Origin of the sequence: Paenibacillus sp. Root52 (assembly GCF_001426865.1) — a bacterium.
Lineage (GTDB): Bacteria > Bacillota > Bacilli > Paenibacillales > Paenibacillaceae > Paenibacillus.
Genome location: NZ_LMFO01000001.1, coordinates 67,462 through 90,386, shown reverse-complemented (window position 1 = coordinate 90,386; position 22,925 = coordinate 67,462). Strand labels below are relative to the sequence as shown.

The 22,925-nt window shown below is 43.2% G+C and carries 16 protein-coding genes; 2 read left to right on the top strand and 14 right to left on the bottom strand.

Annotated features, from left to right (window positions below):
• Positions 1-234: 234 nt before the first annotated feature.
• The 5 genes from ASD24_RS00400 to ASD24_RS00380 form a co-directional block, all read right to left on the bottom strand.
• Positions 235-2,175, bottom strand: a complete 1,941-nt coding sequence (locus ASD24_RS00400; protein ID WP_056689841.1) for a beta-glucoside-specific PTS transporter subunit IIABC — start codon at positions 2,173-2,175, stop codon at positions 235-237.
• Between the two features lie 170 nt (positions 2,176-2,345).
• Positions 2,346-3,185, bottom strand: a complete 840-nt coding sequence (gene licT, locus ASD24_RS00395; protein ID WP_056689838.1) for a BglG family transcription antiterminator LicT — start codon at positions 3,183-3,185, stop codon at positions 2,346-2,348.
• A 313-nt stretch (positions 3,186-3,498) separates the two neighbouring features.
• Positions 3,499-3,801, bottom strand: coding sequence for a hypothetical protein (locus tag ASD24_RS00390; RefSeq protein WP_056689835.1), 303 nt, complete (start codon positions 3,799-3,801; stop codon positions 3,499-3,501).
• A 242-nt stretch (positions 3,802-4,043) separates the two neighbouring features.
• Positions 4,044-5,138 carry an acyltransferase gene (locus tag ASD24_RS00385; protein ID WP_056689833.1) on the bottom strand — a complete coding sequence of 365 codons (1,095 nt, stop codon included), beginning with the start codon at positions 5,136-5,138 and terminating at the stop codon, positions 4,044-4,046.
• A gap of 177 nt (positions 5,139-5,315) precedes the next feature.
• Complete coding sequence (locus tag ASD24_RS00380; protein ID WP_056689830.1) at positions 5,316-8,006, bottom strand: alpha-L-rhamnosidase; 2,691 nt, start codon at positions 8,004-8,006, stop codon at positions 5,316-5,318.
• Positions 8,007-8,140: 134 nt separating this feature from the next.
• Between ASD24_RS00380 and ASD24_RS00375 the strand changes: the two genes are divergently transcribed.
• Positions 8,141-9,013: an AraC family transcriptional regulator gene (locus ASD24_RS00375; RefSeq protein WP_056689827.1), complete on the top strand. Its 873-nt coding sequence runs from the start codon at positions 8,141-8,143 to the stop codon at positions 9,011-9,013.
• Positions 9,014-9,147: 134 nt separating this feature from the next.
• Here the strand turns inward: ASD24_RS00375 and ASD24_RS00370 are convergent, their stop codons facing one another.
• The 8 genes from ASD24_RS00370 to zwf all read right to left on the bottom strand — a co-directional run bounded on the left by ASD24_RS00370 (position 9,148) and on the right by zwf (position 19,782).
• A complete protein-coding gene (locus ASD24_RS00370) occupies positions 9,148-9,714 on the bottom strand; it encodes a 5' nucleotidase, NT5C type (protein ID WP_056689824.1) in 567 nt (188 codons plus the stop codon).
• 122 nt (positions 9,715-9,836) lie between these two features.
• On the bottom strand, positions 9,837-11,300 hold the full coding sequence (ascB, locus tag ASD24_RS00365; RefSeq protein ID WP_056689822.1) for a 6-phospho-beta-glucosidase: 1,464 nt from the start codon (positions 11,298-11,300) through the stop codon (positions 9,837-9,839).
• Positions 11,301-11,320: 20 nt separating this feature from the next.
• Complete coding sequence (locus ASD24_RS00360; protein ID WP_056689819.1) at positions 11,321-13,237, bottom strand: beta-glucoside-specific PTS transporter subunit IIABC; 1,917 nt, start codon at positions 13,235-13,237, stop codon at positions 11,321-11,323.
• A 163-nt stretch (positions 13,238-13,400) separates the two neighbouring features.
• Complete coding sequence (gene licT / locus ASD24_RS00355; protein WP_056689816.1) at positions 13,401-14,243, bottom strand: BglG family transcription antiterminator LicT; 843 nt, start codon at positions 14,241-14,243, stop codon at positions 13,401-13,403.
• Between the two features lie 377 nt (positions 14,244-14,620).
• The gene (locus ASD24_RS00350) at positions 14,621-15,724 is read right to left on the bottom strand and encodes a metallophosphoesterase (protein WP_056689813.1); all 1,104 of its coding nucleotides are present in this window, start codon (positions 15,722-15,724) and stop codon (positions 14,621-14,623) included.
• 299 nt (positions 15,725-16,023) lie between these two features.
• Positions 16,024-17,442, bottom strand: coding sequence for an NADP-dependent phosphogluconate dehydrogenase (gndA, locus tag ASD24_RS00345; RefSeq protein ID WP_056689810.1), 1,419 nt, complete (start codon positions 17,440-17,442; stop codon positions 16,024-16,026).
• A gap of 47 nt (positions 17,443-17,489) precedes the next feature.
• Positions 17,490-18,155 (bottom strand): fructose-6-phosphate aldolase, encoded by a 666-nt coding sequence (gene fsa / locus ASD24_RS00340; protein WP_056689807.1) that lies wholly within the window; start codon positions 18,153-18,155, stop codon positions 17,490-17,492.
• A 103-nt stretch (positions 18,156-18,258) separates the two neighbouring features.
• On the bottom strand, positions 18,259-19,782 hold the full coding sequence (gene zwf, locus ASD24_RS00335; RefSeq protein WP_056689803.1) for a glucose-6-phosphate dehydrogenase: 1,524 nt from the start codon (positions 19,780-19,782) through the stop codon (positions 18,259-18,261).
• 111 nt (positions 19,783-19,893) lie between these two features.
• Here zwf and ASD24_RS00330 point away from each other — a divergent pair, with 111 nt between their 5' ends.
• Complete coding sequence (locus tag ASD24_RS00330; protein WP_056689800.1) at positions 19,894-20,778, top strand: LysR family transcriptional regulator; 885 nt, start codon at positions 19,894-19,896, stop codon at positions 20,776-20,778.
• 132 nt (positions 20,779-20,910) lie between these two features.
• Here ASD24_RS00330 and ASD24_RS00325 read toward each other — a convergent pair whose 3' ends face one another.
• Complete coding sequence (locus ASD24_RS00325) at positions 20,911-22,914, bottom strand: chemotaxis protein CheA (RefSeq protein ID WP_056689796.1); 2,004 nt, start codon at positions 22,912-22,914, stop codon at positions 20,911-20,913.
• Between the last annotated feature and the right edge of the window lie 11 nt (positions 22,915-22,925).

Here is a 22,925-nt window from a genome sequence, read left to right as displayed (position 1 = left end):
CTGACCAAGGTTGGTCGGAATTGCCTGATTGAACAGTTACAATCCGATTGATGTATGCGCTTACTTCTTGAATTCATAATAGTACATCTGAACTACATTTGCAACAGTTATTTTTAAAGAATATAAATATTTTATTTCCGGTATCTGGAATAGAAAAAAACAACTTCGAATAGTTCGAAGTTGTCTTTGAGTTATATTCTATTTTCCAATAAATGATTGCACAATAAACTAGATCTAACCAATTACTGTAATCAATTTATCCTTCTCCTGCACGTTCTGAGCTGTCGTACCGACCACATCAAGATAATCCGCTGTGTTCGTTACAATAATAGGCGTGACAATCTCGTAACCCGCTTCAACAATGGCTTGTAGATCGAACTCAACGATCAGATCACCCACACTCACACGGTCTCCATCCTTCACATGAGCTGTGAAATGCTGACCTTTGAGCTGTACCGTATCTTGACCGATATGAATCAGAATCTCAACACCTTGATCATCTACAAGTCCGATCGCATGTTTAGTACGATAGATCGTCTGTACCACACCATGAATAGGTGATACTACTCTACCACTCGTTGGGCGAACTGCAATCCCTTTGCCCATATGCTCACCAGCAAAGGTAGCATCATTAATTTGTTGCAATGGAACCACTTCACCCGTCATTGGACTAGCAATCTCATAACGATTGTTCGGATTAGGCTCAAGAGCAGCCTTCTCTTCTTTTACTAGCTCTGGAGTCTGTTTAGCAGCTTCTGGATTAGCAGGATCATTGAACCCAAAAACATATACCAATACAAAAGCTAGTACAAAGGCAACTACTGTAGCGATCATAGCCATCCAGAATTCATAGTTAATTCCTTCTGTTGGACTAATTAGAGCTGGAATTCCGAAAATCCCTGAGGCAAACACAAACAATTTGGAGCCAGCGAAACCAACGATACCACCCGCTGCTGCTGAAGCAATACAACTCATAATAAATGGTTTTTTCAGTGGTAACGTAAGACCATAAATTGCCGGCTCGGTTACACCGAAGATTCCTGATACAAAGGCAGGTACACCCAGTGATTTAAGTTTAGTATTTTTCGTTTTCAACATGACACCAAGAACCGCACCAATTTGTGCAAATGAAGCAGCAAACATCATAGCCAAAATAGGGTCTGCTTTTAATGTGGACAGATTAAGGAGCATGATCGGCACAATTCCCCAGTGAAGACCGAAGATAACCAACACTTGCCACAATCCACCAACAACAATACCTGTTACTAAAGGACTCAGGTCATAGATACCTGTTACACCTGCGCCGATTAACTGACTTGCCCAAGTAGCGATTGGACCAATCAATAGGAACGTTACGGGTACAACGATGAGAATCGTGAAGAATGGCGTAAGGAACGTTCTCACCACAGAAGGAATAATTTTCTTGAAGAACGCTTCTACTTTGGAACCAAAATAAGCAGCGATAATAACTGGAATAACGGATGTAGAATAGCTCATCAAAATGACTGGAATACCTAAGAACGTAATATGAATCGGTGATTCAAACAACGTGCCTGTAAACAACGTATACAATGGATCTCCAGTACTTAAACCGGATAACGTCGGATACACTAGTGATGCACCAAATGCCATACCAAGGAATGGTGATCCACCGAATTTTTTCATAGCTGTGTATCCCAAGAAGATTGGGAAGAAGTAGAACAGACAGTCACCTGCCGCGTTCAACAATTGATACGTACCCGAAGCAGGATCAATCCATTCAAGTGAAGTAAACATCGACAGGAAACCTTTGATCATCCCTGTTGCAGCAAGCAAACCTAGAATTGGCGTAAATACACCTGAGATCAAATCAATAAAACGACCAAGCAAGCTTTCCTTTTTGCCAGATGAGTCACCATCATCACTTGCACTCACGGGTTCATCAGCACTCATATTCCCAACTTGAAGCAGTGCTTTGTAGACATCAGATACTTCGTTACCTACGACGACCTGGTATTGTCCTCCGCTTTGCATAACTGTGATCACACCGTCGAGGTTTTTGAGCTCGTCCGTTTGGGCATTATTTTCATTTTTCAATTTGAATCGCAGTCTGGTCGCGCAGTGTACAACACTATTAATGTTTTGTTTGCCACCAACGCCAGTTAGAATGTCTTTGGCTAATTGCTCGTGTTTCATGTATTATGTTCTTCCTTTCTGATTAAACACGGATTCGAGGTATATTGGAGAGAATAAAAAAAACCTGAACATCTGAATGTCAAAACATTTCCCTTATAGGGGTAGTGTTCTGCATTCAATCGTTCAGGTTTTGCCCTTGTGGTTGCAACCCTGCAAGCTGATCTATGGGATTATTCAGAAGTTGCGTTCACAACTCTCTCAATATGAATTGTTAAGTACATCATTTCTTCGTCAGTCAGTTGATACGTGTAGTTGCTTTCAATGAATTTCTTAATCTTCTCGGAACACTTATGCGCTGCAGGATACTTTTTCTGAATCATCAGGAACAATTCATCATCATTGTTGCTCTTGTAATGTTTTCCCTTCACCAAACGTTGGGCAAAAAATTTCAAGTGTGTCACAAAGCGATAAAATGTCAATGAGTTCTCATCAAAATCAATCTTGAAATGATACTTGATGATCGTCAAAATTTCTTGCATCACCTGCGTCATACTCTTGATATTCGGCATTTCTTCGTTCAACGCAGCATTTACAAAGTGCAGTGCCATAAAACCGGCTTCGTCCTCGGGCAGAATTACACCAAACTGATCACAGATCATATTGAGTGCTTCCAATCCAATTTCGTACTCTTCCTTGTACAACTGCTTCGTTTCCCAGATTAATCCGTTACGAATAGGCAGGTTCTTGCGATACCGCTCAATGGCAAAGTGGATATGATCTGTGAGATGAAGATAAATGCTCTCATTCAATTTCTTACCAAGTTTTAATTTGGCGTATGCGATGATCTCCTCCGACACTTTCATGTATTCCAGAGGAATGCTTGAGATTAATGCCTTAAAGTTTTCCTGAATATCTTCATTCTGTAAAGTAAATATCTTATCGATATGCTGCTCGGAAACAATATCACCCGCCCGCTTCTGGTAAGCAATCCCCCGGCCAATGATAATAACTTCCTGCTCGTCATTCATTGCAACTACAGCATTATTGTTCAGCACCTTCTCGATTTTCACTTTATCACTCCAATATACAGAAAAAGACAAACCAATCCCTTTTCTCAAGGTATACGGCTTTGCCTGATTCAACAGTTACAACCCGATATGTTGTACGCGCTTCCCTCATATTATTACAAAATTCTACATAGTGCAACAAAAAGTTAATATTCCTCTATTATCTCTTCTAGGGCTTACGCATCATTATTGTCATGATGGATGATTAGAACCCGATCTTTAAATTAGAAAGCATCGTGTCTGTGTGATCTTTAATCATAATATAGCCAGAACGAGCACGATCATGCTTACGGTATTACATTTTTATTTTTGTTGTTCATGTGTTCTTTTTGCGATCCTGCTCAAGCTCTGCTTCAATCTCCTGATTGATACTTTTCATCTCATCAGGACTTAACTGACTTACATCTTTATTCTGACGTTCTATCTCATACTGTTCCGCTTCTTTTTTGTTCATCAGTCCCAGATGGTTCTTAATCGCCAGAATATCCTCTCGCATTTTCACCGTTTGACGGTAGTTCTCCGCCACCAATGCTACCGCTATGCCTATTAACAGAATTGGTCCAAACGGAACTAACACAGCAAGCACTGATGCTACAATAAGTACCAAAAGCATATACAAACTTCTCACTCCTTTATTAATTTCCCTTCAGCGTAACCCCTGAGTTCAACAAAATTTGCTCCGGAAGCAGGTCTAGGTGGATCTGATTGAGCAACCTCTCACCAATTCCAAAATATTGAAATTACAATATTACCCCATCATACATGCTCCTAATGAAATAAAAAAGAGATTTCGAGCAATCCTCGTAAGAAAGGAAGCTTGAAACCTCTATCGTTCATCTATGCTTGCATGATATTTAATATCTAGCGACCGATCAATATCCAGCCCCAGTTCACTTTGCGAATGCCAAGTGCAAGCAACCATGATAGTCCTAGAGCTGCAAGGTATGACAATATAATGCCGATACTGAAATGTGAGACAAATATTGTAGTGAACTCACGTCTCCAGAATAACAATACCATTGGATGTATGAGAAACACACCAAAGGCGACAGTTCCCAGTGAATTCAAAACTGCTCTGACCTTAACCGGGTTTGAATGTTTTATTTTACGAGTGCCTAATTGTTCACAGATCAGCATCAACAGTAAGCATGCCGACAATGTAAACAGATTACGAAATACAAACAATAGTGCATATGTAACAAACGGCAAGTCTTCAAGTATCATTTTCACATATGAACTAGCATAGATGGAAATGACGCCTCCGGCAATGAGTGCCGCCAGTACAATAAACCGAAACGAATGTAATATTCGAAGAGCTTTCTCGAAATTCAGACCGATCCAAGCTCCAAATCCAATGACGATGAAATAACTTGGCAACATACTGCCCAAACGTTCAAAATGAACTTGAAGATGAATCATATAAAATACCGCCTGTGCGGCAATGAAGAATAGTGGCATGTATTTGGTGAAGACAGCATGCTTCGTTAAGGACAACAATATAGGAAAGACCACATAAAATTGCAGAATAATTAGAAAAAAGTACAGATGTGTATGTGCCGTCCCCGTCAGCAATTGCTCGCCAAATCGCTCCAGATGATCGATAGGCTGTTTCCCTGCGATAACTTGCTTCACAACAAAGTAAATGAATGACCATACGAGATAAGGAACAAAAATATACAGCAAACGTTTCTTGTAAAAAGCTGGAACCCAGCCACGATCGTTCGCCTTAGAATGATAATTGTAGAACAGAACAAGTGATGACAGAAATAGAAATGCCGGTACTGCAAATTGGAAAAATTGATTCCAAAAATAATAAAACTCTTGCTGGAACGTATTCTTCGCATAATGCGTAACTGCTGTAGAAGTAGCATGAATCGCAACTACTGCAATAATAGCAATGGCACGATAGAAATCCAGATAGCCAATATGCTTGGGCCGATTAACAGATTGATTCATACATAAAAAACCTCGCTTATGCCTGATATAAAAGAAGATAGGCTCCGGCCGCAATCCAGATTCCATGCTTCATTCTAATCAGCGAGCGAGGCTAATACAATGGTTATACATATCATTTTTCGACAATTTAAAACAATATAAAACAACCTTCGACATTTAATTTATGATGCTTGATCGTTATGCTTCCGTTAACTGCATTTTATATTGAAATAGATAACTTCCTGATCCCAACATCACTTGGAGTTGACCTGCTTCTAATTGAATGTCATTTACGTCTGAAGCCTGATCCAGCGCTACGTCATCAAGCAGGACTGTATCAGATACCGCATTGGGAAGCACGACTATTGCTGTCGTATTCGCTGGCACAACTACACGGATCTGCATCTCACCTTGTTCTTGTCGTGTCCAGCCGGAAAGCACTTTTCCATACATCGTCTCTACACTCGCCTCCACCCAATCTAGTCCAGGCCCTGGTTGTGGCTCAATATGAATGGCTTGGAAACCGGGACGTTCTACGTCTGCACGTATGCCTGCCACATAACGATACAACCACTCGCCAATTGAACCATACGCATAATGATTGAATGAATTCATGTCAGCACTCCACATCCGGCCATCTTCCTTGATACCATCCCAATGTTCCCAGATCGTAGTGGCACCTTGAGTGACCTGATATAACCAGGATGGATAATCCTCATGAAATAGTAGGGTGTAAGCTAGCTCATGTTGCCCCGTCTCGCTAAGCACAGGATTCAAATAAGGTGTGCCTACAAATCCCGTTGTCAGATGATTATTCGCTTCAGCAATCAGTTTGCTGAGTTGATCAATCGCTCGTTTTCGTCCAGACTCCTCTAATAGATCAAAGTGCAATGCCAGCACCACAGCTGTCTGAGTTGGTACCGCAATACGACCCGAAGGTGTCACGAACTCCTCTCGAAACGCTTTGACAATATGATCATGCAGTTCACCATAATGCAGTGCTTCTTCGCTTTTCCCCAATGCCAAGGCAGCTTTTCTCGTTAAAGATACAGAATAGGCATAAAAGGCCGTTGCTACATAATCCGGATCGGTCGCTCCGATGTAGCTATCTGGTTTGGAATCCAGAGCCAGCCAATCTCCAAAGTGGAAACCCGTATTCCATAGATATGGCTTATCGCCTTGATTATAAATATAGTCAACCCAGCGTTTCATACTTCCATATTGCTCAGCTAACAATCGTATGTCACCGTACATTTCATACAGTGTCCATGGACAGATTACCGCCGCGTCTCCCCAGGCCGCAGACGAGTGCCCTGTATCTTGCATTTCATTGGAGAAGATATCACTACTTGGGTTAGGCACGAAAAAGGGTATGCCGCCATCCGCACGCTGGTCTGCTCCTAGATCACGAAGCCACTTCGTGAAGAATGGGGCCGTGTTCATGAGATAGGACGCTGTTCGAATAAACATCTGTGCATCTCCCGTCCACCCAAGACGTTCGTCCCGCTGTGGACAATCTGTCGGCACATCGAGGAAATTCCCCTTTTGCCCCCACAAAATGTTGTGATGTAGTTGATTCACAAGTGAGCTAGAACACTTGAATTCACCGGTCTGCTCCATATTGGAATGAAGGACAACCCCTGTAAAATCTTGCAGATTAATGTGCTCTGGAAAACCAATCAACTTCACATAACGGAAGCCCTGAAATGTAAAATGAGGTTCATACGTCTCTGCCTCCCCTCCCTTGAGAGTATATTGAATTCGCTGCTTGGCAGCCCTCAGATTATCGGTGTAGAAATTACCGTCATGATCCAATATTTCAGCATGTAACAGCTCAACTTTATGACCCGATTTACCTTGAACCTTGAATTTCATCCATCCTACCATGTTCTGACCCATATCAAGCACACGGTCACCCTGCGGTGTGGTGAGGATAGCTATAGGTTGAAGATGCTCAACTTGTGTAACGGGTACATTTTCTTGAGCGACAATGATATCTTTTGGATGATTCAGAACTTCTACCGGCGACCAGGAAGACGGATCAAGATCTGTCCATGCAGATTCAAGACGAGCATCATACGTCTCACCCATATAAATATCAGACATCTGAATAGCACTTGAAGATGACTGCCAGTGTTCATTTGTCACGATATACTCCTCTGAGCCGTCTGAATACTCTATGTGAAGTTCAAGTAATAAGGCTGTCCTTTTGCCATAAAATTGTTGTTCATTCTTCCATCCCAAATATCCTTTATACCACCCATCACCTAAGTAGGCGCCGAGTGTGTTCTCACCAATCTCTAAAGAGTCCGTAATATCATACGTCTGATATTGTAATCGCTTACTATAACTCGTCCATCCAGGTGTGAAATACGCCTCTCCCACACGTTTATTATTCAAATGAAGCTCATACAACCCAAGAGCTGTGACATAAACTCTCGCTTTAGCTACAGCCTTACTTAGTTGAAATGATGTGCGAAGACGCGGGCATGATTCATCCTTCTCCTCTTCTGCTGATAATGGTGCCGAGATCCATTCCGCTCGCCAAGCATTCGTACTGTCCATTAGTCCCATTTCGAAGAACGCGGTATTCGACCAGTCTGATTCGTTCTCGAAGTTATCCCACACTTTAATCCGGTAATGATACCTTGTTCGCGCCGATGGGAGCCAGCCATCTAATTCAACATGTATGGATTGGTTAGAGATCACCTTACCGGAATTCCACACCATCTGCTCATGCGAATCTTGTAGATATAATTGAATCTGGTAGGCGGTCTGAATACAGTTTCGCTGGTCTGATTGTAGATGCCAGCTTAATCTTGGCGACCTTACATCCAGACCGATTGGATTTATTTTATACTCACAGCGAAGATGATGAACCGTCAACATAAGAGAAACATCCCTTTCCATCGTGGTTTCATATTCTGTCTTACGCTATAATTATATCGATCCTATACGAGATCATACCCGGTGATTCGGTCAAATTCACCCGGTAATTCGGTCATGAATTGAGGTTGTTACATATGAAATCAGCGATTGAGCTATTTAGAAGTGAAACCTTTTTAAACAACAATCTTAAATTATTTGTGAATCGATGCTCGGAGAATTTTGATGCCCCGTTCCATGCACATGACTTCGTAGAGTATTGTTATGTCGCGGAAGGAAAGGGCTTTCATCATATTGGAGAAGATGTCATTCCAGTACACAAGGGTATGCTGTTTGTTATCCCAATTGGTATTCCTCATGTCTTTCGGCCTTCCAGTCCAAACCTATCCGTGACACCACTTATTATTTATAACTGCCTGTTTAATGCTGAACTGACCTCAACGCTCAGTACAATCATTCAGGAGCAAGCGATATGCGATCACCTCAAGCAACTAGAACTCAATCAGATGCCTTATGTACATGTCGTTGATCATACTCAGCAGATCGAAGAAATTATGATTAGATTATATAAAGAATCATCTCTTCTAGACACCGGCTCTTCCACGATGTTATTCACCTTAGTCAGCCAGCTGGTTGTGATGACTTATCGACAATACCAACAGGATTATAAGCAAAAGCATTCAAATACAGATGATTTTGAACACGTCCTCAGGTACCTGGATCACCATATTCATGAACGAATCCGTCTACGTGATCTCGTCCGTATATCCAGTTGGAGCGAGAAGCACCTTGGACGGTTGTTTCTGAAGCACACAGGCCAGACTTTTGGTTCTTACCTTCAATATCTGCGTATACAAAAAAGTTGTGAACTCCTAAAGAGTTCACAACATAATGTCAGCCTGATCGCCGAACTCGTCGGCTACCGGGATGTAGATACTTTTTACGCCGTCTTCAAAAGAATCACGGGAACAACACCGCATATGTATCGTAAAAGCTATACATCAGATTAACCGGCAGCTAAGACGCTCAGGAAGAGTTCATAATTCATGACGTTCGTTGTTGCATATCCTGAAGACGAGATGCCGCCAAACATTCACCGCAATCAAAAGTGAACTTATTCAACAGCTGTTTATAGAACGGTTTATCAGGCGTTTACCGTTTCAAGCATTCTATCAATGTATTCTTTCGCTCCATGCCATGTGGACATCAACGGAAACCCATACTGCTCCCGTTCTTTCACGTTCCATGGATGAGGAATACAGAGAACTTTTCTCCCTAGGTCATGTGCAGCTATTAAGTTATGAGCACCATCATCGATTAACAGATCGAAGCCAAGTAGGTATTTTCTTTTGCATGTAATAAATTGGTCTGCCGTAATAAAAGGCATATGCTTCTGAAGCCAGTTCCACTTCTCTACCACTGTTCTTGGTTCTGCCGCAGTCACGATAATTAGATCATACGCTTGGTTCAACTTCTCCATCTCTTCGACCACATATTCGTCATATAGCTCCAACTCTTCGAACAGACCCGGGCGACCATAGAATACATCATGGGTACTCTCTGGGTGGCGCAAGTGAGAGGTGTCCCAATGAAGCATATCCTCGTATCGCAGCGGATGTGTTGGGAAGTTAATGTTGTTATGATATATGGCGCGTTTCACGAGCTGACATATGGTGTCGTCCATGTCGACTGCAATAATTGGTTTATCCATCTAGATCCCCCCCGATACGAACACAGTATATCACCATACATGTTAGGAGGCTATTGTTTTTCAGCTATAATCAAAAGGCGGCTCTTGCGCCGCACATCGACATGCAAGAACCGCCCAGCATATTACGCTAAGTCTTCACCATTTGTAGCAATCACTTTCTGATACCATGCAAAGCTTTTTTTCTTCAAACGATTCAGTGTACCCTTTCCATGATCGTCCTGATCCACATAGATTACGCCATATCGTTTGGACATTTCTGACGTGGAAGCACTGATGATGTCAATGGCGCCCCAGTTGGTGTACCCCATAAGGTCTACCCCATCCATTACGGCCTCTTTCATCTGAGTAATGTGTCTTCTCAGGTAATCGATCCGATAATCATCGTTAATGGAACCGTCAGCCTCAAGCGTATCCTTGGCTCCGAGACCATTTTCAACAACGAATAACGGCAATTGGTAGCGATCATACAGTTCTTTCAATGCAATACGTAGCCCGATGGGATCAAGCTGCCAGCCCCACTCTGTACGTTCCAGATTCGGATTCTTGATCGTGCTATACAGATTGCCTCCAGTCACCCCATAGTCTTCGGGATTCACTGCCGACACTAGCGATGTATAGTAGCTAAACGAGATAAAGTCAACGGTATGCGCACGTAGAATCTCCTTGTCTCCTGGTTCCATTACAACAGAAATTCCGTTCTCTGCCCAATAACGATCCATATACGCGGGATAACTACCACGAACCTGAACATCTGTATGAAGTAAATTCAACTGATTATCCACCTGAGCTTGCAGAACATCTTCTGGCTTCGAGGTAGCTGGGTAGTGAATCATACGAGCTAGCATACAGCCGATTTGGAAATTCGGATTAATCTGACGTGCTTTCTCCGTAACCAGACTGCTGGCAACAAACTGATGATGGAGCGCTTGGTATGAAGCCTGCATGGTGTTCTCCACACGATCCTCGATAATACCACCGCCAGTGAACGGCTCAATAATGGTTGTATTAATCTCATTAAACGTTAACCAGTATTTTACCTTGTCTTGATATCGCGTCATCACTGTCTCTGCATATCTCACAAAATGTTCGATCACCTCGCGGCCTGCCCAACCGTTGTACTTCAATACAAGCCCCATCGGCATCTCATAATGCGAGAGCGTCACGAGTGGTTCGATATCATATTTGCGCAGCTCATCAAAGACTTCATCATAGAAACGTAATCCCGCTTCATTCGGCTCAGTTTCATCACCATTAGGGAAGATACGCGGCCAGTTGATGGACAACCGGAATGTCTTGAATCCAAGTTCAGCGAATAACGCGATATCCTCTCTAAAACGGTGGTAAAAATCGATTCCGTAACGCTTCGGATACCCTTCCGCGCTGTGGTGAGCCATGGCCTTTTCAACCGTTGCACTAGTTACATGCATAAGCTCTCTTAGGTTCGTATAATCCTTTTTCTCAAAATAAGGAACCATATCTGCCGTAGAGAAGCCTTTGCCTCCCGCGTCGAATCCTCCTTCTGCTTGGTTAGCTGCTATAGCGCCACCCCACAAAAAACCTTCTGGAAAACCTTGTCGATTGCTCATCGTTATCCTCCTCTTCTCTCTTACAGTTCTGCTTTTAATACATCCTGACCCATCTGAATGTCGCCTAATTGCACAGGTTGAACTGTACGATAATCGGCTGTATTAGTAACTACCATTGCTGTAGTAATGTCATATTCCTTCGCAATTTCATCAAGTTCAAACGTAAGCATAAGATCTCCCGCTTGCACACGTGTGCCTGATGTAACATGGGATTCAAAATACTGTCCACGCAGTTTCACGGTGTTGATTCCGACATGAATCAGTAGTTCCATACCATCATCACTGCGTACAACAATGGCATGTTTTGTTTTGAACACATTCATTACTGTTCCAGTGACTGGAGATACGAGTTCACCGATCGAAGGCACGAAAGCAACACCTTTGCCCATCAATTCGTCTCCGAAGGTCGGATCATTGACCTCTTGCAGGGGGATTGCTTTTCCTGTCATCGGTGCAACTGCTGTTGCATTACCTGTAGGTGCTGGAGCACCCATGTCGTCCACGTCTACAGATGCGTTATTGGCAGGTGTAGCTTTGGGTGACGCTGTGGCGCTCGGAGAGAATTGGGCCAACGCTTCAGCATCGCCTTCTTCCTCCTTAATTCCGAATACGACAGACATGATCGTTCCTACAATAAACGCTAGCGCCATACCACCTAGTGAATACCAGAAGGTTTGTCCGATCAACGAAGGAAGTCCTGGGAGACCACCGTTACCTGCAAGGACATATGCTTTAGCACCAAATGCGAGTGCGAATCCACCACCCACTGCGCTACCAATCATAGCTGCCGCAAAAGGTTTTTTGTACTTCATGTTCACGCCGTACATTGCAGGCTCCGTTACACCCATGAGAGCAGTGAAGCTTGTGGACAATGCAACGGTTTTAAGTTTTTTGTCCTTCGCACGGAAAAATACTCCCAATGTTGCGCCCGCCTGACCCATGTTAGAGATGAACGTCAGTGGCAAGAACTTATCGAAGCCCAGTGTTGCAATGTTACTCAAGATAATTGGCACTAACGCGTAGTGCATTCCCGTCATGATGATCAATGCCATCGCACCGCCCAGTACAATACCCGCGATCAGACCACCTTCATTCAGCAACCAGTTAATGCCGCCCGACAAACCGTTCCCTACAAATGTTCCCAGAGGACCAATGGCAATTAACGTTACTGGAACCATCACAAGCAAGGTAATAAGAGGTACAAGCAACAATTTCAATGCTGCTGGAATGATGCGGTCAACCCACTTCTCCACATAGGACATGAGCCATACTGCAAGTAAGATCGGAATAACCGATGAAGCATAACTTACAGCAGTTACTGGAATACCGAGAAACGCAACGGATTGACTTCCATCAAGCAATTTGCTCATGTCTGGATACATTAGTGCCGTACCCAGCGCAATCGCTACGAACGGGTTACTGCCGAATTTACGAGCAGCACTTACTGCGATGAGTAGCGGTAAGTAGTGGAAGACTCCATCACCAATAGCTGAGAGAATCCGATATACATCTGTTCCCGCTGTCATCCAGCCCACAGATACAAATAAGGCAAGCAATCCTTTGAGCATACCCGCCGCTGTAATAGCTGGCAGCATCGGCGCAAATACACCCGCAATGGTCTCAAAAATATTAAGAATGATATTTTTATTTTTATCTGGCTTAGGCTGTTTCGTCTCTGTACTTTGCCCAATGGCTGGATGATCCTTGACCATTGCATCAAATACTTTAGAAACATCGTTACCGATGATTACCTGGAACTGATCGCCAGAGATATTCGTGCCCATGACTTTATCTAGTTGCTTTAGGGAACCATTATCCACTTTGTCGTTATCTTTCAGATCAAAACGTAACCGTGTGACACAATGATATACCGAGTTAATATTGTCTGTACCCCCGACGGCTTTAATGATTCCCTGTGCCGTTTCCTGATGTTTCATATGGAGCTCCTCCTCATTTTTCCAATAAAAAATACCCGAACGAATACAACGCAGACTTCTGACGTCATTTCATTCGGGTATTGCCTGATTGAACAGTAACAAGCCCAGTCGTATTCAATTGTTGTTACTACAATTGGTGTTTGGTGCAATAGATGTGTGTTATTTATCTATCTCGCTTGGTCTTCATCAACCGCTCCAAGTGGAGCGTCAGATATAACTGCTCCGAATGTGTCATGTCATACTGATAGTTCTTATGGATAAAAGCTTCAATCTTACCAATACATTTGAAGGTTTCCGGATAGTTTTTCCGAACCACCTCGTATAAATACTCTTCCGCGTCATCATGTGATGAATGTGTAATGACCCGCTGACAGAAATATTTCAAATGTGTGATGAACCGGAAATAGTTAACACTATCTTCATCCAATTCTACATTAAAGTGATATTTGATAATATTCATGATCTCCTGAAGCAGCTGCATCAGGTGGGTGACATCATTCATTGAATCATTGACTTCTGCATTAATGAAATGCAAAGCGATATTGCAAATTTCATCCTTAGGAAACTCGATATCCAGTCGTTCCTTGAGCAAGGTTAATGCTTCTCTAGCCACATCGTACTCTGCCTTATAGAAATGCTGTACTTCCCACGAGAGTGGATTACGCGTAATCATGCCGTTTTCCATCCGCTGAACGGCAAAATGAATATGATCTGACAGGGAGACGTAAATTCCGTCACTGATCGTTTTATTCAGCTGCGTCCGCGCAAGCGTCACGATATCATCCGTTGCCTGCAGAATTTCAATGGGCACTTCCGCCACGATGGATTTGAATCTCTCATAAATCGATGTATCCTGAAGACGAAACACCTTTTCAATTCGCTCTTCGTCAATCTCATCGCCAGCTTTAAACTTAAATCCGATACCCCGGCCGAGGATCAGCAATTCCTGATTTTTATCATCCACTGTGCTGACGATATTGTTATTAAATATCTGTTTGATAATCATAATGGACCCACCTGCTTTATTTTGAGACATAAAAAAGGGCAAAACCAAAACAGAAATAATAAAATCATTTCCATAGTGGTTTTGCCCGCTTTACCGGTAACAAGCCTCGGATATAATTTATCACAAGCTGAAAACGGTGTCAACAGAAATTCCTGCCACTGTCTGTCTTCTATGTTTTTTCATATTGAACATTTACTTTTCCTTTCACATTGAAGAGGCATGTACTTTTATAATATTTACATTTTAATGAAGGAACAAACAGGGAGAAATTCAAGGAGAACTCTCGATCTTATTCGAGCCACAGAGCTAGAGGTATGCCAAGGGGATTACGTACATGTAACATATACAAAAAGCCCTTCTAGCGAAGGGCTTTGGTTTTATTGCTTAAACGTTACGTTAATCTCTACGATCTCAGAGCGACTGCTTGTCCGAATTGGAGGTCCCCAGAAACCATATCCAGAGGTCACAATGGAATGCATATCACCTTTTTGCAGATAACCCCAATCATTCTCGTAAATCGCTGCTGTAATGAACTGTGCCGGCGCAATCTGTCCTCGATGCGTGTGACCGGATACGACCAAGTCAACCTTATTCTGTTCGGCAATATCCAGATCATAAGGCTGATGATCCAACATGATCACCGGTTTACTTAGATCTGTATCCTGCATCAATGTCGCTACTTCAGCACGATCCTTCTCTGTTCGATCTTTACGCCCAATAAGCGTGATCTTATCATCTAACATAATCTTATCATCGTATAATACTTGCATATCACTCTTCTCTAACGCTGCGATGAGATCTTCAATCGGCCCATCAAACTTATCATGGTTACCCAAGGAAGCGTAGACCCCATAAGGTGCTTTGATGTCACGAATAATATCTGCAATCCCACTATTGAGATACATGTCCAGATTATCATCAATAATGTCACCAGGGTATAACACGAGATCCGGCTGGAGTGCATTAATTTCCTCTACCATACGCTTCGCATGAGCTGAGCCTGATAGAAGTCCAAAGTGCATGTCTGCTGCCATCACGATCTTGAGCTTATCCATGCCCTCTACCTTTTTATCCACCTGGATATTATACTGTCTAACGACTGGACTATACGCATTAAATATCCCGTAACCTAGTGTAGACAGAAGCAAAATTAGCGTAACTACACCACCCCATTTATGTGCGTGATGTCTTGGAATACGAGTTAAGCGGAGTAACCAAAGTACTAAATGAGCAACAGGCAAAATGATTAATAACAAAGAGAAAATCGCGAGCCAGTATGAACCTATAATGCTCAAAAATGAAATGTTACCAAACATTCTCGCCAAAATAAACGACAGTGACAGGAACACCAGTACAATGATGTACAGCAAACGGAATCTGGCTGCCACAACAGGCTTCATCCAGCTCCAACCGCTCCATCCTATGTAGAACACTAATAAACCATATACAAGCAAAAACAATATACCTACAAGTACAAACATGCCAAGCTTAACCCCCACGTCAAATTAAGTATAAGTTGTTATTTGAATCAAATAGACAACTTTCACCTCTATACATGAGTATAACGTAGTTAAAGGGGTCGACGCATCTATTTACCTCAAGTAGTTGCGTACATTTTATTACAATTTGATGATACTTAAATTCAAACATTCTCCAATCACGTTTTTAACCATAAAAAAAACATCCTTGTTCCTTCATGAGTCTACACTCATGAGGAACAAGGATGTCATTTATCCATAAATGGAGTTTATTGATTTTAAGTTCCATCTATATCATATAATTACTCGTTAGTGTCCATCCATTGGAAGTGGAATGAACCTTCTTTGTCCACGCGTTGGAACGTGTGTGCACCGAAGTAGTCACGTTGTGCTTGCAACAGGTTTGCAGGCAAACGCTCTGTACGGTAGCTATCGTAGTAGGACAGTGCGCTGGAGAAGCCAGGAACCGGGATTCCTTGTTGTACAGCAGCGGCTACGACTTCACGCCATGCGCCTTGGTAAGATTCAACGATGTTTTGGAAGTATGGATCTAAGAGCAGGTTTTTAAGCGCTGCATCTTTATCATATGCTTCTTTGATGTTTTGCAAGAACTGTGAACGGATGATGCAGCCACCACGGAAGATCATAGCGATGCTACCGTATTTCAGATCCCAGCCGTACTCATCGGATGCAGCACGCATCTGAGCGAAGCCTTGAGCATAGGATACGATTTTACTTGCGAACAGTGCTTTACGCACATTCTCAATGAATGCTTTTTTGTCGCCAGAGAACGCTTCTGTTGCAGGGCCATTCAGAATTTTGCTTGCTGCTACGCGCTCGTCTTTCATCGCAGACAAGAAACGGGAGAATACTGATTCGGTAATCATGGACAATGGTACGCCGAGATCAAGCGCACTTTGGCTTGTCCATTTACCTGTTCCTTTTTGTCCAGCTGCATCCAAGATTACGTCTACCATTGGTTTGCCGGTTTCTGGATCGTATTTGGAGAAGATGTCTGCTGTAATCTCGATCAGGTAGCTATCCAGCTCTCCTTGGTTCCATTCTGTGAAGATTTCATGCAACTCTTCTACGGAAACGTTCAATACGGATTTGAGCAGGTGGTATGCTTCGCCAATCAACTGCATATCCCCATATTCGATACCATTGTGAACCATTTTGACATAGTGTCCTGCACCGTCTGGTCCGATATATGTGCTGCAAGCATCATCGCCAACTTTAGCCGAGATTGCTGTCAGGATAGGTTCAACTAAGGCATAAGCACTCTCTTGTCCACCTGGCATAATTGCTGGACCTTTCAATGCGCCTTCTTCACCACCGGATACACCTGCGCCGATGAAGCGGAATCCTTTTTCCTCCAGCTCTTTGCTGCGGCGTTGCGTATCAGGGAAGTACGCATTACCACCATCAATGATAATGTCTCCTTGGTCTAGGTAAGGAAGCAATTGTTCAATCGTTGCATCTGTTGCTTTACCTGCTTGAACCATGATCAAAATTTTGCGCGGGGATTCCAAAGATGCTACAAACTCTTCAATTGAAAACGTACCGATTAGGTTTTTCCCCTCAGCTTCTTTCAAGAGGTCATGCGTTTTCTCAGGTGAACGGTTAAATACCGATACGGAAAACCCTTTGCTCTCGATATTAAAAGCCAAGTTTTTACCCATTACTGCCAATCCAATAACACCAATCTGTTGTTTACTCATTATGTCCTCCCAAAGTCCATGTTTTATATTTTTCTTCTCGTCAGACCTTATTGAACTGTTTTTTTCCAGTCTGCTGCGAATTTCTCCATACCTTGATCTGTGAGTGGGTGTTTGGAAATCTGCTCAATGACAGAGAAAGGAACGGTAGCAATATGAGCACCAGCCATAGCTACACGCGTAACGTGATCCGGATGTCTTACGGATGCCGCAATGATCTGTGCATCCAAGTTATGTGTACGGAACAACTCAGCAACTTTGGCAACCAACTGTACTCCATCTTCTGAGATATCATCCAGACGTCCCAAGAACGGGGATACATAAGTTGCACCGGCACGTGCCGCCAAAAGCGCTTGGTTAACTGTGAAAATCAGTGTAACGTTTGTTTTTACACCTTTCTCAGTCAGATAACGGCAAGCTTCCAGACCTGCGAGTGTCATCGGCAGTTTAATCGTTATGTTTTTGTCGTTATTGTTGATTTTGATCAATTCATTCGCTTGTGCAATCATCTCTTCTGCAGTAAGTGCATCTGGAGTAACCTCAGCAGATACGGACTCAACCGTTGGCACTTCACGCAAAATCTCTTCAATGCGATCCTCAAACTTAATGCCTTCTTTGGCAACCAAAGATGGGTTAGTTGTTACGCCTGAAAGTACACCAATTTTATATGCTTTTTTGATATCCTCTAAGTTTGCTGTATCGATGAAAAATTTCATGGTTAATTCCCTCCATAAGATGATTTTTAGTTTCCAACAGAGCCAGTTCAACCTATCCTATCGAAGTGGCTCGTTGGTTCAATACATGTGGTAAGGTTAGGTATTACAGGTTGCCATTCACTGCCAAAGGAACATCTGTTACGGATGATATATCCTGATCAGCGGGCTCGTCAAACCACCAATGGTGACCCTCAGCTGCAAGCATTGCATCCGATTCTGCTGGACCGTAGCTTCCTGCAGGATATAAGTGAAGAGGCAACAAGTTCTCAGTAAATGCATCCAAGATTGGCTGCACCCAAGCCCATGACAACTCAACTTCATCCCAGTGTGCGAAGAATGTTGGGTCACCATGCAGTGCATCGTGAATCAAGTTCTCATACGCTTCAGCTAGATCTTCACGATCAGGCGAAAGATCAATATGCACTGGCTTAAAATCTCCCTTATTCTGCGGATCACTTGCATTCAGTTGCAATGTCATACTTTGATCAGGACTCATCTCAATGACAAGCAAATTAGGTTTGGAGCCGTTGCTCTTGACTCCATGAGCTTGACCAGATGGTTCTTTGAATTCAATGACGATGCGTGTGGATTTCTCCTTCATTCTTTTACCCGTACGGATGTAGAATGGAACACCACGCCAGAAGAAATCATCAATTTGTAACTTTGCAGCAATGAACGTGTCGTTCATTGTGTTCTCAGCTACACCTGGTTCAGCAGTATAAGCATTAACAGGTTTACCTTGGATGCTTCCCTCTGCATATTGTCCACGGATCACGCTTGCTCCAACCGTTTGTTTTTGCAAAGGCAAGATCGATTCCATAATATGCTTTTTCTTCAAGCCTACTTTTTCCGGTGTGCTGTTGTGAGGAAGTTGGATCGCCATCATCATCAGCAGTTGCAGCATGTGATTCTGGAACATGTCACGTACTGCACCTACATGATCATAGTAGGATGCCCGTTCCTCTACACCTACTGTTTCGTTTGCCGTAATCTGCACATTCGAGATGTAGCGATTGTTCCACAATGCCTTCATGATTGGATTGCTTTGATGCAGTGTCTCTAGGCGTTGTACCATCGGTTTACCCAGATAATGGTCAATCCGATAAATTTCTTCTTCAGTGAAAGATTCACTCAAGTTGCGGTTAAGATCACGAGCAGACTGGAGATCATGTCCGAATGGCTTCTCAATAACAAGCCGTTTCCAGCCTTCTGTTGAGCCTAACCCGCTTTCTTGAATATTCTGCGCAATAGGCTCGAAAAATTCCGGCCCAACGGAAAGGTAAAACAAACGGTTGGAAGGAATGCTAAGCTCAGCTTCTCTTTTCTGAACGAGATCTAACAACTTTATATAATCTTCCTTATGGCTTATATTCAATACACTGTAGCGAAAAGCTTTTACGAATGACTTCACTCTTGCAGGATCAGCTTGGCGTCTGGAAAACTCATGAAGCGACTTTTCCACTTGTGCCTGAAAGAATTCATCAGACCATTCTCTACGACCTAAACCAATCAAGGAGAAAGATTCTGGAAGCTTCTGCTCAATGTATAAATTATATAGTGCAGGATATATTTTTCTTTTGGCTAAATCGCCAGTAGCACCAAACAAAATTAAAGATGTTGGTTCCATCTCACTATCTCCTTCCAAGTAACTCTGGTTTCTTTGCTGTAGTTACACTATAATACGTTTCATAGCCATACAAGTAATTAATATATTTCACAGGAGCTATAGACCATATCTATGACAACAAATTATGAATTATATAAAGTGTTTTATTGGGCTGCCAAGACGGGAAGTTTAACCCAAGCGGCAAAAGTGTTATACATTACGCAACCAAGCGTCAGTCATGCGATTAAGCAGCTGGAAGAAAGCTTTGGTTTAACATTGTTTTATCGTAATTCAAAAGGGGTTGCACTGACGCAAGAAGGCATGAGCCTATACTCTTACATCGAGCAGTCACAGATTTTGATCTCTTTGGCCGAAGAAAAGATGGCTGCGTTGAAAAGCCTGGATAGCGGTGAGCTTAGAATTGGCGGTAGTGACTCCCTGTTTAAACATTACATGTTGTCTTATCTCGAAGAATTTCACGTGCTGTATCCAAACATCAAGCTACACTTAAGCCATGGAACCACACCAGAGGTTATCACCTTCCTGAAAGAGGGTAAAATCGACTTAGGCGTTGTCCGCATGCCAATTGTGGATCCTCAGTTGGAGGTTAGAGAAAGTATTCAACTCAAGGATTGTTTCGTCGCGGGGGAACGTTATGCTGAACTCAAAGACAAAGTGTTGTCTCTGGAGACACTGCTTGAACATCAGTTAATTCTCTTCTCTCGGAATAGCCGGGTAAGGATGGCTATTACGGAATTGTTTAATTCCTATGGCTACACACTTAAACCGGAAATCGAAGTAGGTAGTGTTGATCTACTCATTGAACTAGCAAGGCGGGGGTTAGGGATCTCTTATGTAACTCGGGAGTTCATATCGAAGGAGTTAGAAGAAGGATCTTTGTTTGAAATTCAGCTGGATGTGTCCTTGCCACCTTCCCACGTCGGAATTATGACAAAGCGTAATATGCCTACTTCCCTAGTAACGAACCGCTTCATGGATCTAATCTTTAAACCGTAACTTAGTTATTAACAAACACATATAGCAAAAGAGTGCTCTATCATCCTAAGCAGCAGGATAATAAAGCACTCTTTTGTTGTTCTCATACGATATCTCATTGATATTACGATCTCGTTTAGACAGTTTTCTTGACTAATGGCTAACCAAATACGATGCATCAAGGATGACAGCGACTCGTCCATTGCCCAGAATTGTTGCACCAGACAGATGATTCATTGCTCCTAAGTACGATCCTAGACTCTTGATAACAACCTCTTGGTTACCCATGATTTCGTCCACAGCAAACGCCGCAGTTTTATCCACCGAGCGAACGATAATGAGAGGAATCGTCTTGGACTCCCGATTGGTAGGCGGATAATTCAGTTTATCCCGCAACCAATGGAACGGCACGATACGTCCATGATTCAAGATAGCTAGCTGGCCTTGTATCGTTTGGATATCTTCTGGATCTATGCGAACGATCTCTGCAATATTATACATTGGAATAATCAATACACGACCCGAAACTTTAACAAGCAAGCCTTTGATAATGGCAAGTGTGAGAGGTAAACGGATCGTGAATGTTGTCCCCCTACCAGGCGCCGTGTCAATGTCAATAATGCCGTTCAATCGACCGATCTGGCTTCTCACTATGTCCATGCCCACTCCACGACCCGAGACCTCGCTCACAGAGGAAGCGGTAGAGAATCCTGGTTCGAAGATCAGATGCACTGCCTCCTGCTCCGTTAGATGTGAGGCTTGTTCCTCTGTAATTAGCCCTTTGCTCAAGGCAGATGCTTTAATTCGTTCACCGTCAATGCCTTTACCATCATCCGAATATCGGATAACGACATGGTTTTCTTCGTGAAATGAAGTGAGTGTGATTCGTCCTTTGATGGGTTTACCTTGTTGCTCCCGAATCTCTCGACTCTCAATGCCATGATCTGCACTGTTTCGAATCAAGTGAATCAATGGGTCACTCAATTCCTCGATAATCATCCGATCAAGCTCTGTCTCTCCGCCTTGAATAATCAGTTCCAATTCTTTACCCAGCTTCTGAGATAGATCTCGAACCAGACGTGGAAAACGACTGAATAGCTGATCGATAGGCAGCATACGAGTCTTCATTACACCTTCTTGAAGCTCCTTGATCACTCTGCCCATATGATCCGAGACACCACCAATGCTCTGCATTAACGGAGAGGGGGCACTACGCGCCCCTTCACCGCTGAGGTCAGCAAGCGAGGTCTGATCAATCAGAAGTTCTCCGACCAGATTCATCAAATGATCCAGACGTTCAACATTTACTCTTACGGTTGGTTGCGTACCCTTGTTACGGTCGTCCGAAAGCGATTTTTCTGTAGATGGTTCAACAGCGCCTGCTTCAGCCCTCTCCTGAACAGCAACCGGTTCGTTATGAACGACGGCCACATCTTTAACATACTCCTCTACGACCACAATCTGCACATCGGACTCATTAGACAGCTCCACTTGGATTACCTGAGGGTTGCCAGTAATGGCTGCCACGATAACAAAATTGGCATACCGATCATCGTCTTCCCCACTTGCTACTTGATCTGCCAGAGATGCTGCAATGATCCTGCCACCTTGTTCTTCTATCCGCTGTCTCACAATAAAGTACCTTGCAGCCTTCATCACACATGCCGTTTCCAACGTAATTCGGATGGAGAAAAGCTGATGCCCCGCATCCACAGCCTCCTGTGCAACCAACCATTCCGACTTCTTAAGCGCAGGAGCCTTTACTGGCTCCATAATGACAGGCTTCTGAATAAGGGATTGGATCTCGGCAACCACGCTCTTAAAATTCTGAAATGGCTGGCCACTAACATACTGATCCCGTAGCACTTTCATTGCATCTAGAGAACGGAACAACGTATCGATGAGCACCGAATTGATCTCAGGCTTCTTATCGCGAACCCACTCCAGTGCAAACTCCACCTCATGGGTTAGATCACTAAGCTCCCTGAAGTCCATGGTTGAGGCCGATCCTTTAATCGTGTGCGCTGCTCGGAAAAGCGTCTGAACAAGCCCTACCGATGGAGAACGTTCCAGTTCCAACAACGATTGATCCATGCGCTCCAACTGATCATTTAATTCCTCTATGAAGATGTCGCGGTAGGCAGATAAATCCATCATGTCATGTTCCC